This window comes from Enterobacter mori LMG 25706 (assembly GCF_000211415.1).
In the GTDB taxonomy this organism is placed as follows: domain Bacteria; phylum Pseudomonadota; class Gammaproteobacteria; order Enterobacterales; family Enterobacteriaceae; genus Enterobacter; species Enterobacter mori.
Genome location: NZ_GL890774.1, coordinates 368,538 through 379,517, shown reverse-complemented (window position 1 = coordinate 379,517; position 10,980 = coordinate 368,538). Strand labels below are relative to the sequence as shown.

Annotated in this window: 11 protein-coding genes and 3 pseudogenes; 4 read left to right on the top strand and 10 right to left on the bottom strand. The window is 58.3% G+C overall.

All coding sequences use genetic code 11. The annotated features are described in order from the left end of the window. Positions 1-11: 11 nt before the first annotated feature. From ENTMO_RS25665 to ENTMO_RS24950, 5 genes and pseudogenes are all read right to left on the bottom strand, one after another. Positions 12-423, bottom strand: a pseudogene (locus tag ENTMO_RS25665) (N-acetylglucosamine-binding protein GbpA); the annotation flags it as partial. A 97-nt stretch (positions 424-520) separates the two neighbouring features. Further along, positions 521-907: a 2-iminobutanoate/2-iminopropanoate deaminase gene (gene ridA, locus ENTMO_RS0103630; protein WP_010427353.1), complete on the bottom strand. Its 387-nt coding sequence runs from the start codon at positions 905-907 to the stop codon at positions 521-523. A gap of 74 nt (positions 908-981) precedes the next feature. Beyond that, a complete protein-coding gene (gene pyrI, locus ENTMO_RS0103625; protein WP_010427352.1) occupies positions 982-1,443 on the bottom strand; it encodes an aspartate carbamoyltransferase regulatory subunit in 462 nt (153 codons plus the stop codon). Between the two features lie 12 nt (positions 1,444-1,455). After that, a complete protein-coding gene (gene pyrB, locus ENTMO_RS0103620; protein ID WP_010427351.1) occupies positions 1,456-2,388 on the bottom strand; it encodes an aspartate carbamoyltransferase in 933 nt (310 codons plus the stop codon). Positions 2,389-2,422: 34 nt separating this feature from the next. Further along, positions 2,423-2,527: a pyrBI operon leader peptide gene (locus ENTMO_RS24950; protein WP_071524139.1), complete on the bottom strand. Its 105-nt coding sequence runs from the start codon at positions 2,525-2,527 to the stop codon at positions 2,423-2,425. On the opposite strand from ENTMO_RS24950, the pseudogene ENTMO_RS26050 reads away from it, so the two are divergent. Continuing rightward, a pseudogene (locus ENTMO_RS26050) lies at positions 2,507-2,624 on the top strand (hypothetical protein). The gene ENTMO_RS24950 and the pseudogene ENTMO_RS26050 overlap by 21 nt on opposite strands. Positions 2,625-2,627: 3 nt before the next feature. Here the strand turns inward: ENTMO_RS26050 and ENTMO_RS0103615 are convergent. From ENTMO_RS0103615 to arcA, 5 genes are all read right to left on the bottom strand, one after another. Further along, entirely contained in the window at positions 2,628-3,107 is a 480-nt protein-coding gene (locus ENTMO_RS0103615) for an arginine repressor (protein WP_003863366.1), read from the bottom strand. An 80-nt stretch (positions 3,108-3,187) separates the two neighbouring features. Then, on the bottom strand, positions 3,188-4,591 hold the full coding sequence (locus ENTMO_RS0103610) for a YfcC family protein (RefSeq protein ID WP_010427348.1): 1,404 nt from the start codon (positions 4,589-4,591) through the stop codon (positions 3,188-3,190). A gap of 46 nt (positions 4,592-4,637) precedes the next feature. Further along, positions 4,638-5,642: an ornithine carbamoyltransferase gene (gene argF, locus ENTMO_RS0103605; protein WP_010427346.1), complete on the bottom strand. Its 1,005-nt coding sequence runs from the start codon at positions 5,640-5,642 to the stop codon at positions 4,638-4,640. Between the two features lie 121 nt (positions 5,643-5,763). After that, positions 5,764-6,675 (bottom strand): carbamate kinase, encoded by a 912-nt coding sequence (arcC, locus tag ENTMO_RS0103600; RefSeq protein ID WP_010427344.1) that lies wholly within the window; start codon positions 6,673-6,675, stop codon positions 5,764-5,766. A 10-nt stretch (positions 6,676-6,685) separates the two neighbouring features. Next, a complete protein-coding gene (arcA, locus tag ENTMO_RS0103595) occupies positions 6,686-7,906 on the bottom strand; it encodes an arginine deiminase (protein ID WP_010427342.1) in 1,221 nt (406 codons plus the stop codon). A gap of 675 nt (positions 7,907-8,581) precedes the next feature. On the opposite strand from arcA, the gene ENTMO_RS0103590 reads away from it, so the two are divergent. The 3 genes and pseudogenes from ENTMO_RS0103590 to yagF form a co-directional block, all read left to right on the top strand. Further along, positions 8,582-9,034, top strand: a complete 453-nt coding sequence (locus ENTMO_RS0103590; protein WP_010427341.1) for a YhcH/YjgK/YiaL family protein — start codon at positions 8,582-8,584, stop codon at positions 9,032-9,034. A gap of 229 nt (positions 9,035-9,263) precedes the next feature. Then, positions 9,264-10,172 carry a 2-keto-3-deoxygluconate aldolase gene (gene yagE, locus ENTMO_RS0103585; protein ID WP_010427339.1) on the top strand — a complete coding sequence of 303 codons (909 nt, stop codon included), beginning with the start codon at positions 9,264-9,266 and terminating at the stop codon, positions 10,170-10,172. A 14-nt stretch (positions 10,173-10,186) separates the two neighbouring features. Beyond that, a pseudogene (gene yagF, locus ENTMO_RS26390) lies at positions 10,187-10,980 on the top strand (xylonate dehydratase YagF); the annotation flags it as partial.

Here is a 10,980-nt window from a genome sequence, read left to right as displayed (position 1 = left end):
AATCAGACGTCTCAGTGCTTCAACACCCACGCCTCTTTCCAGGCTGAACCCACGCCCGGCTCAAACTGGGTCGCGTATTGGCTCCACTGCACGCAGTAGCCGCTGTACGGGAAAGGCTTACACTGGTAGGTCTTACCGTCTTTCGGCTGCAGCACCACGGTACCGGTTTTGTACGACGCAATATTGTCCGGGAAGATATAGTCATGCGGACCGGAGTTGTCCGCCGCCTTCTTCCTTCACGCCGACGCGGACGTCCAGGTGCGCGGCGTTAATTTTCTGCGCCAGATCGTAAGACCACTGGTTGGCATCACCCTGGGCAGCGGTGGCGATCGTCATGTCGGTGCGCATGGCCGTGACTTCACCGTGAGCGTCGAAGAAGCTGGCAATGACCTTATCGCCCACGTTCAGGTTATTACCGGCAATGTTATTAATGGCAGGCGGGGGAGGTCATGCTGCGGGTGAGAGGAAAAATAGCCAAAAAAAAGGACGGCCGAAGCCGCCCATGAATTATTGAGATCAATTAGCGACGTACGGCAATCGCTTCGATTTCAATTTTCACGTCTTTTGGCAGACGGGCCACTTCCACACAGGAGCGCGCCGGGAAGGTGGCATTGTGCTCGGTGAAGAAAGCTTCATACGTGGCGTTAACGGTGGCGAAGTCGTTCAGATCTTTCACGAAAACGGTGGTTTTCACGATATCGCCCACTTTCAGGCCCGCGGATTCCACGATCGCCTGCACGTTTTCCAGCGACTGACGCGCCTGAGCCGCGACGTCGGCCGGTACTTCACCGGTTTTTGGGTTCACCGGGATCTGGCCCGAAGTGATGATCATGCTGCCCAGATCAACGGCCTGAACGTATGGGCCGATAGCCGCTGGTGCATTTTCCGTCGCGAGTACTTTGGTCATGATTTCTCCAGAATAACAGCTGATTTAAGAGTCCCGGCCATTATAGGGAGGCCGGGATCCTTTACCAACCTCAATTAGTTGGCCAGTACCACATAATGAGAAAACTCTTTTTCGCAGTATTTGCATTTGAGCGCGATGTCATTGGCGCGCTTTTTCACTGCAAAACTGGAGGAAACTGGCTCAGCGTGGCTGATGCAGTTGCTGTTCGGGCAGACCAGCACGCTTTCAATACGCTCCGGCAGGCTCGGGCGGGATTTGCCCACCACGTCGTAATCGTCGATGCGGTTAACGGTGGCGTCCGGCGCGTACAGCGACAGCTGGTTGACCTGCTCGTCGGTCAGGAAGGTGTTCTCGATTTTGATCAGGTCCTTGCGGCCCATCTCGCCTGACGGCAGGTTCAGGCCGATGGTGATGCGCTGGTCGGTTTCGGTCAGTTTGAACAGCGTCAGCAGCTTAAAGCCCACCTGCGCAGGGATGTGGTCAATCACGGTGCCACGCTTGATGGCTTCAACCTGGAGTTTGTTATCGTGTGTCATTGTCGTTTCCCCTTACAGTGCCAATTCGCGATTCAGAACCAGTGCCAGTAACGCCTGGCGGGCGAAGATGCCGTTTCCGGCCTGCTGGAAGTACCAGGCGTGCGGCGTTTTGTCCACGTCTGTTGTGATCTCATCGATGCGCGGCAGCGGGTGCAGCACCTTCATATTGTCGCGTGCGCCCTCGAGGTCGCTGGCGCGCAGAACGAACTGCGCCTTCACGTTAGCGTATTCGGACGGATCCAGACGCTCTTTCTGCACGCGGGTCATGTAGAGAATATCCACGTTGCCCATCACTTCTTCTATGCTGGCGTGCAGGCTCCACTGAATGCCTTTCTCGTCCAGCATGTCGAGAATGTACTGCGGCATCGCCAGCGCGTCAGGCGCGATGAAGAAGAAGCGGTTGCCGTTAAATTTCGCCAGCGCCTGGGTCAGAGAGTGGACGGTACGGCCGTACTTCAGGTCACCGACCATGGCAATGTTCAGGTTCTCGAGCGTGCCCTGGGTTTCCTGAATGGTGAACAGATCCAGCAGGGTCTGCGTCGGGTGCTGGTTGGCACCGTCGCCGGCGTTCAGCACCGGAATGCCGCCGGAAAACTCGGTTGCCAGACGCGCCGCGCCCTCCTGCGGGTGGCGCATCACAATCGCGTCGACGTAGGTGCTGATGACTGAAATGGTATCCGCCAGGGTCTCGCCTTTTTTACCCAGCGACGTATTGCTGCTGTCTGAGAAGCCCACCACGCTCGCGCCCAGGCGGGGCATGGAGGTTTCAAAGGAGAGGCGGGTGCGGGTCGAGGCTTCGAAGAAGCAGCTCGCAATCACCTTGTGCTTCAGCAGCTCCGGTTGCGGATTGGCCTTCAGTTTTGCCGCGGTTTCCAGAACCAGTTCCAGCTCTTCGCGGCTGAGGTCGTTTATGGAAATGATGTGTTTTTGATAAAGCGGATTCATGTTTATCTCCTGACGCCGGGCAAAAAAAAGCCCCTCAAATGAGGGGCTCTGGGAATAGGTTTAGCAACGGGAAGAAAAACGGCAGGCCAGCGTCTGATTTCAGACGCGGTAAGACGATATGTCGTACACGCTTGACCATGCTTCCTCCCGGCAAATTGTCGGGCATTATACGCAGCTCGTTTTGCGGATCAAGCGATTTAATGCACGCTTTACTCAATGCAAACGGTTCTTTGTGAATATTAATGCGTTCTGAGTAAATAATTAATTTGCTTATGCACCAGCGCGGTGCGCTTCACGACGCGAGGGGCGACCCAGACGATACTGCTTCCGGCCACCACGCCTAAAATTTCCGGAAGCTGGTGATAATCCAGAATACGCGCCACTGCGCGGCCATATCCGGCAACGGTATGGATAAGGATAAATTCGCTATTGTGCTCCACGCTCACCACCATTTCGGAGACGGTGCGCGCGGCATCGGGGGCGGGGCGCAGCTGGGGATTCAGCGAATAAATTTTTAGACCTTTGGCATTTCGAATTTTTATGACACCAAGCAACTTGAGCAGACGTGACACGGTGGACTGGCTGATGGTCTCAAAACCACGCTCCTGCAAATCCCGGCGGATCTCCTCCTGGGAGAGGTAGCTCTTTTCCGCGATCAGACGCTGGCAGACCGTTAGCTGTAGTTGCTCTTTGGGAGAGTACTCTTCGTAATCCATCATAGTTCCCATATCAGTTCCCGAAATAACCGGTGGCACCGCACCGATCCGTAGGCCGGATAAGCGCAGCGCCATCCGGCAAATCACAACATGGCACCCAGGCTTAACGCCACCATAATCACCACCGTTAATATCCCCAGCAGCGGCGCCACCCATTTCAGATAACGCACGTAAGGCACGCGGGCGATAGCCAGACCGCCCATCACGACGGCTGAGGTGGGAGTGACCAGGTTAACGATGCCGGACGCCGACTGGTAAGCCGTGACCACCAGGTCGCGGTTGACGTTAGCGAAATCGGCAAGGGGTGCCATGATCGGCATCGTCAGAACGGCAAGGCCGGACGAAGAAGGCACAAGAAACGACAGCACCACTTCCAGCCAGTACATCACGTTGATGAACGCCACCGTCGATAACCCGGTAACCATCCCCTCGGCACTGTGCAAAATGGTGTGGGTAATCATGCCCTTATCCATGATGACTACGATACCGCGCGCGATGCCGATAATCAGCGCGACGCCCAGCAAATCTCGCGCGCCGTTGATAAACGTCGACGTCAGCTCTTCTTCGCTCATGCGGGCAATCAGGCCGACGATAATCGCGCTGGCGAGAAACACCGCCGAGATCTCCGCCATCCACCAGCCCAGCACCGCCACGCCGTAGATCATCACCGCGAAGGCGAGGGCAAAAATCACCAGAATGATTTTGCGCACCGGGGTAAATTCCAGCGTCTGCTCGCCCCTGTCGCCGAGGAAATGGGCGCGGTTCTCCTCCTGCTTATCCGCCACGATCGACAGCGACGGATCCTGGCGAACTTTGCGGGCATAACGCATCACCCACGCCACGCAGATGATCCAGCCGATGACCAGCAGCGCCACGCGCAGGGCGATACCGTTGGTGAAGGGGATCCCGGCTGCGTTGGCGGCGATCACCGTGGCAAACGGGTTGATGGTGGAGCCGAGGGTGCCGATCCCCGCGCCAAGCAGCACGGTGGAGGCGGCGACAACCGGATCGAACCGGGCGGCCAGCATTACCGGCACCAGCAGGGTGTAGAACGGCAGAGACTCTTCGGCCATACCGTAAATCGTGCCGCCTGCGGCAAACAGCGCCATCAGGATCGGGATCATCCACTCTTCGCGGCCGCGAAGCCGGGTGGTGACGCGCTCGATCCCGGCGTCAATCGCCCCGGTTTTGGTGACGATCCCGAGAAATCCCCCGATGATCAGGATAAACAGCGCCACGTCGATCGCCCCGGCCTGGCCGGATTCCGGATCGTACAGCCCGGCAATCGGTGCCATCAGCACCGAAACCAGCCCCTGCGGATGCGCCGCCACGTGCGCGTAGGTTCCGGCAACCGGCACTTCTTTGCCGAGTGCCTCGTTCATTGCCATATGGTACTGCCCGGCCGGTACAACCCACGTCAGCACGGCCACGACGGCAATCAGAAAAAAGAGGATGGTGTAAGCGGAGGGAAACTTGAACTTGCCCATGATGTTCTCCTGAACCCGGCGCACCCCGCGGCGCGCCGGGCGGTGATTAGTCGCCGAGTGTCGCCACCATGACCGCTTTAATGGTGTGCATGCGGTTCTCTGCTTCGTCGAAGACGATGGAGTTCGGTGATTCGAAGACCTCTTCCGTCACCTCCAGCCCCTTCAGCCCGTACGCCATCTCGATCTCGCGGCCCACTTTGGTGTGCTCGTTGTGGAACGCGGGCAGGCAGTGCATGAACTTGACGTTCGGGTTGCCGGTGGCTTTCATCACCTGCGCGTTAATCTGATACGGCTTCATCAGGCTGACACGCTCAGCCCAGGCGTCTTTCGGCTCGCCCATGGAGACCCACACGTCGGTGTAGAGGGAATCGGTGCCCTGCACGCCTTCTTCCACGTCGTCGGTCAGCGTGATGCGTGCCCCGGTCTCTTTGGCGATGGCGCGGCACTGCTCAACCAGACCCGCTTCCGGCCAGAAGGACTTCGGCGCGACGAGGCGGATGTCCATTCCCATCTTGGCCGCGCCGACCATCAGCGAGTTGCCCATGTTGTTACGCGCGTCGCCGAGATAGGCAAAGCTCAGCTCCGGCAGGGTTTTGCCCGGCGCGTGCTCCAGCATGGTCATCAGGTCGGCGAGGATTTGGGTGGGGTGGAACTCGTCGGTCAGACCGTTCCACACCGGTACGCCCGCATACTCGCCCAGCTCTTCGACGATGGCCTGGCCGTAGCCGCGGTATTCGATGCCGTCATACATCCGGCCCAATACGCGGGCGGTGTCTTTCATCGACTCTTTATGGCCGATCTGCGAGCCGCTTGGGCCGAGGTAGGTCACCTGCGCGCCCTGGTCAAACGCGCCCACTTCAAAGGCGCAGCGGGTGCGGGTGGAGGTTTTTTCAAAAATCAGGGCGATGTTTTTCCCGACCAGGGTTTTCTTCTCGCGCCCGGCTTTTTTGGCCGCTTTCAGCTCGATGGCGAGGTCGATCAGGTACTGGATCTCTGCCGGGGTGTAGTCCAGCAGCTTGAGGAAGTTGCGGTTTTTCAGGTTGATGGTCATGGGTAAATCCTTTTTAAATTGTTAGCTGTCTGATGCCCTCACCCCGGCCCTCTCCCACGGGGAGAGGGGGGCTTACATTCCCTCTCCCTCCGGGAGAGGGTTAGGGTGAGGGGAAAACGACTCAGTTACGAATCAACGTGCCTTTCTCGCCCGCCAGGATCTCCGCGCCGTCGGCCAGCGCGCCGATCCCGGCAATGCCGTTGCAGGCCTCAACAAACTCGCGGCAGGCGGCCACTTTCGGCCCCATAGAACCGGCGTCGAACTGCATGCCTCTGAGCAGCTCCGGCGTCACCTGCGCCAGCGGGCGCTGGGTCGGTTTGCCCCAGTCGAGGTACACCGCGTCGGCATCGGTGAGGATCAGCAGGGCATCGGCCTCAATCTGGCGCGCCAGCAAGGCGGCGGAGAGGTCTTTGTCGATCACCGCCTCAATGCCGCGATAGCCGTTGGCGTTTTCCACCACCGGCACGCCGCCGCCGCCGTTGCAGATCACCAGGTGGTCGCGCTGGATCAGCGCCGTGATGGCGTCACTCTCAACGATCCGCTTCGGCTGCGGAGAGGGCACCACGCGACGGACGTAGCTGCCGTCGGCCCTGAACACCCAGCCTTTTTCCGCGGCCAGCGCTTTTGCCTGGGCTTCGCTGTAGACCGGGCCGATGTACTTGGTCGGGTTGCTGAAGGCCGGGTCGGCGGCGTCCACTTCCACCTGGGTGAGCAGGACGCTCACCTCGCGCTGTGGCAGGTTGTTTTTCAGCGCCTGCTGGAGCATGTAGCCGATCATCCCCTGGCTTTCGGCGCCGAGAACGTCCAGCGGGTAGGGCGTCACTTTGTCGTAGGCGCTGTTCTGCAGCGCCAGCAGCCCGACCTGCGGCCCGTTGCCGTGCACCAGTACCACGCGCCACTGCGCCGTCAGCCCGGCGATGGTGCGGGCGGCCTGCTCGATGTTCTGACGCTGGATCTCCGCTTCCAGCGGCTCGCCGCGCTTGAGCAGCGCGTTGCCGCCAAGCGCCACAACCAGAGTGGGTTTTCGTTCCATGATGGCTCCTTTAAATTCCGTCGCGTTCCAGCGGGCAGCTCATGCAGCGCGCGCCGCCGCGCCCGCGTCCCAGCTCGTCGCCCGGGATGGGCAGCACGGTGATGCCCGCCTTGTCGTACTTCTCGTTGGTCCAGACGTTGCGCTCGTAGCCGATCACCACGCCGGGGCGAATGGTTAGCACGTTGTTGGCGTCGTTCCACTGCTCGCGTTCGGCCTCAAAGGCGTCGCCGCCGGTGGTGATCAGGCGTACCTGGTTAATGCCGAGCGCCTTTTCGATGGCGTGCAGCAGGTCGGTTTCCTGGGTGCGCAGCAGGCCGCCGCGTCCGTCCGGGGTGAGCGTCCAGCACTGGGCGTCTTTGCGCACCACTTCCGGGTAGACGGAGAAGGTGTCCACGTCGATGTGGGTCATGACGGTGTCGAGGTGCATGCAGGAGCGGTGTTTTGGCAATTCAACGGCGATCACGCGCTCGGCCTGGCGGTGTTTGAACAGGCTGTTAGCGAGGAACTCTACGCCCTGCGGCGTCGTGCGTTCTGACATGCCGATCAGCACCGCGTCGCGGCCAATCACTAATACGTCGCCGCCTTCTAAGGTGGCGTGATCGTAATTAATATTCTCGTCGCCGAAGTACTTAATAAAATCGCCGTCGGCAAACGCCGGATGCCAGCGATATATTGCCCGCAGGTTATTCGTTTCGCGCTGACGGGCCGGTTTGGCCATCGGGTTAATGGACACGCCGTTATAAATCCAGCAGGAGGTATCGCGGGTAAATAAATGGTTCGGCAGCGGCTTCATAATAAAATCATTCGCCGTATGGGTATCGACCACCATATTTTTAATGGCTGCCGGAATTTCACCGTAGGTTAATCCGCCGCTTAATCTGCGCGCCAGTTCGCGGTGCGGCATATCCGCCAGCCAGCCGCGGACGTCGCCGGCAAAGGTGGGGCCGAGGCGGTAGTCGGAGATTTGCGTATCCAGAAGCCAGGCCTTCGCCTCTGCAATATCAAGGGTTTGTGTCAGAAGGTCGGTCAACAGCAGGACTTCCACACCCTGCTCGCGCAGCGTGTTTGCGAAAATATCATGCTCCTCACCCGCCCGTTCAACCGAGAGCACGTCGTCAAATAGCAGCTCCTGACAGTTTGACGGGGTTAAACGTTTAAGACTTAAATTTGGGCGGTGCAGCATAACGCTACGCAATTGACCAATTTCAGAACCGACGTAATGCTTTTCCATAATTATTCCTTTAACTGTTTTTCAGAATAAATAGGGCATGCGCCATGTGATGTATTTAATTGCATGGCGGCTAAGCTCAATTGATTTCGTGATTTATACTAGGCAGTTAAATAATCCGTAATGTGATATTGCTCACGCGAAACCGGATATTAAGGGGTTTGTTTTCATTTGCATGATTCGCATCAGATAATGATTAATTTCATATTATTGAGGGGTGAATAGCTAAGCAGGATCTGGTGGCATTATTTGAGGTTGTTATTATTTTGTAGATTTTAATCTTTTGAAATATGTTGTTATGTGGCTGATTTTAAATGATAAATATTATGCATAAGAATGGCTATGCAATTAACGTAATTAACTATTTTTGACTTAAGAAAAATCAATAAATAATTATGGTTTTTTAGAGCAAATTATCAAAACAGTAAAGTGTGAGGCGGCAACGGGTTTTGTTAATTAGAGAGCATGATCAAGAGGTTAGAACAGCCGTGCGATAAGCACGTATAGAGGTTATGCATAACCCCTGCATAAATGCCTGGGCAGGGTTAACAGCAAATTAACACCTTTTCCGATAAACATGCGCTCGCGCAAACCTCGTCCAAAAAGGGCTGGTATGGCAGCCGGGATTCTCGGGTAAAAGATAAAAATGAAACGTTGTTTTATATCGAGGGTTTTCTCATGATTATCGGCAACATCCACCATCTGCAGTCCTGGCTGCCTGACGATCTGCGTCAGGCCATTGAGCACGTCAAAGCCCACGTCACCGACGCCACGCCGCTCGGGAAACACGACATCAGCGGTAACAACCTGTTTTATCTGGTCTCGGAAGACATGACCCAACCGTTCGCCGAGCGCCGCGCCGAGTTCCACGCGCGCTATCTGGACATCCAGATAATTATGAAAGGCCAGGAAGGAATGACCTTCAGCACCCTGCCGCACGGCACGCCGGACACCGACTGGCTGGCGGAGAAAGACATCGCGTTCCTGCCGGAAGGCGAGCAGGAGAAAACCGTGGTGCTGAGCGAAGGGGATTTCGTGGTGTTCTGGCCGGGCGAAGTGCATAAGCCGCTGTGCACGGTGAGGGCGCCTGCTAAGGTCAGGAAAGTGGTCGTTAAAATGCTGGTGGAGTAAGTTTCCCTCACCCCGGCCCTCTCCCAGGGGGAGAGGGTGTAAAAGTCCCCTCTCCCTGTGGGAGAGGGGGGGCCCCCCCCCCCCCACGCATAATGTGATCCAGCTTAAACTTCCCACACTCCCTCCTCATCTCTCATTTACCTGCGCTTTTTCTGCGTCATAGTATGATCGTTAAATTAATGAACGCTGTTCTATAATGTAGAACAAAATGATTCAACAAGGAGATCTCATGCCGCAGTCCGCGTTGTTCACGGGAATCATTCCCCCTGTCTCCACCATTTTTACCGCCGACGGCCAGCTCGATAAGCAGGGCACCGCCGCGCTGATCGACGATCTGATCAAGGCAGGCGTCGACGGCCTGTTCTTCCTGGGCAGCGGCGGCGAGTTCTCCCAGCTCAGCGCCGAAGAGCGTAAAACGATTGCCCGCTTTGCTATCGATCACGTCGATCGTCGCGTGCCGGTACTGATCGGCACCGGCGGCACCAACGCCCGGGAAACCATTGAGCTAAGCCAGCACGCGCAGCAGGCGGGCGCGGACGGCATCGTGGTGATTAACCCCTACTACTGGAAAGTGTCGGAAGCGAATCTGATCCGCTACTTCGAGCAGGTGGCGGACAGCGTCACGCTGCCGGTGATGCTCTATAACTTCCCGGCGCTGACCGGGCAGGATCTGACCCCGGCGCTGGTGAAAACCCTCGCCGACTCGCGCAGCAACATTATCGGCATCAAAGACACCATCGACTCCGTCGCCCACCTGCGCAGCATGATCCACACCGTCAAAGCCGCCCATCCGCACTTCACCGTGCTGTGCGGCTACGACGATCATCTATTTAATACCCTGCTGCTCGGCGGCGACGGGGCGATTTCGGCGAGCGGCAACTTTGCCCCGCAGGTGTCGGTGAATCTTCTGAAAGCCTGGCGGGATAAAGACGTGGCGAAAGCGGCTGAGTATCATCAGACCTTACTGCAAATACCGCAGATGTATCAGCTGGATACGCCGTTTGTGAACGTGATTAAAGAGGCGATCGTGCTCTGCGGCCGCCCGATTTCTACGCACGTTCTGCCGCCAGCCTCGGCGCTGGACGCGCCGCGCAAGGCGCAGCTGAAAACCCTGCTGCAACAGCTCAAGCTCTGCTGAGCCGGACGATAACCATGACCATCGAGAAAATTTTCACCCCGCAGGACGATGCGTTTTATGCCGTCATTACCCACGCAGCGGGGCCGCAGGGCGCGCTGCCGCTGACCCCGCAAATGCTGATGGAATCCCCCAGCGGCAACCTGTTCGGCATGACGCAGAACGCCGGGATGGGCTGGGACGCCAACAAGCTCACCGGCAAAGAGGTGCTGATTATTGGTACCCAGGGCGGGATCCGCGCCGGAGACGGACGCCCGGTTGCGCTGGGCTACCACACCGGGCACTGGGAAATCGGCATGCAGATGCAGGCGGCGGCGAAGGAGATCACGCGCAACGGCGGGATCCCGTTCGCGGCCTTCGTCAGCGATCCGTGCGACGGACGCTCGCAGGGCACGCACGGCATGTTCGACTCTCTGCCGTACCGCAACGACGCGGCGATCGTGTTTCGCCGCCTAATCCGCTCCCTGCCGACGCGCCGGGCGGTGATCGGCGTAGCGACCTGCGATAAAGGGCTGCCGGCCACCATGATTGCGCTGGCCGCGATGCATGACCTGCCGACCATTCTGGTGCCGGGCGGGGCGACGCTGCCGCCGACCGTGGGGGAAGACGCGGGCAAGGTCCAGACCATCGGCGCGCGCTTCGCCAACCACGAACTCTCCCTACAGGAGGCCGCCGAGCTTGGCTGTCGCGCCTGCGCCTCGCCGGGCGGTGGGTGTCAGTTCCTCGGCACGGCGGGCACCTCGCAGGTGGTCGCGGAAGCGCTGGGTCTGGCGTTGCCGCACTCCGCGCTGGCGCCGTCCGGACAGGCGGT

What these genes read in the sequence shown, in the direction of transcription:
- arcA (WP_010427342.1), bottom strand. Translation starts at nt 7,906, where the DNA reads ATGGAAAAGCATTACGTCGGTTCTGAAATTGGTCAATTGCGTAGCGTT.
- arcC (WP_010427344.1), bottom strand. Translation starts at nt 6,675, where the DNA reads ATGGAACGAAAACCCACTCTGGTTGTGGCGCTTGGCGGCAACGCGCTG.
- ENTMO_RS0103610 (WP_010427348.1), bottom strand. Translation starts at nt 4,591, where the DNA reads ATGGGCAAGTTCAAGTTTCCCTCCGCTTACACCATCCTCTTTTTTCTG.
- ridA (WP_010427353.1), bottom strand. Translation starts at nt 907, where the DNA reads ATGACCAAAGTACTCGCGACGGAAAATGCACCAGCGGCTATCGGCCCA.
- pyrB (WP_010427351.1), bottom strand. Translation starts at nt 2,388, where the DNA reads ATGAATCCGCTTTATCAAAAACACATCATTTCCATAAACGACCTCAGC.
- argF (WP_010427346.1), bottom strand. Translation starts at nt 5,642, where the DNA reads ATGACCATCAACCTGAAAAACCGCAACTTCCTCAAGCTGCTGGACTAC.
- yagE (WP_010427339.1), top strand. Translation starts at nt 9,264, where the DNA reads ATGCCGCAGTCCGCGTTGTTCACGGGAATCATTCCCCCTGTCTCCACC.
- ENTMO_RS0103590 (WP_010427341.1), top strand. Translation starts at nt 8,582, where the DNA reads ATGATTATCGGCAACATCCACCATCTGCAGTCCTGGCTGCCTGACGAT.
- ENTMO_RS24950 (WP_071524139.1), bottom strand. Translation starts at nt 2,527, where the DNA reads ATGGTCAAGCGTGTACGACATATCGTCTTACCGCGTCTGAAATCAGAC.
- pyrI (WP_010427352.1), bottom strand. Translation starts at nt 1,443, where the DNA reads ATGACACACGATAACAAACTCCAGGTTGAAGCCATCAAGCGTGGCACC.
- ENTMO_RS0103615 (WP_003863366.1), bottom strand. Translation starts at nt 3,107, where the DNA reads ATGATGGATTACGAAGAGTACTCTCCCAAAGAGCAACTACAGCTAACG.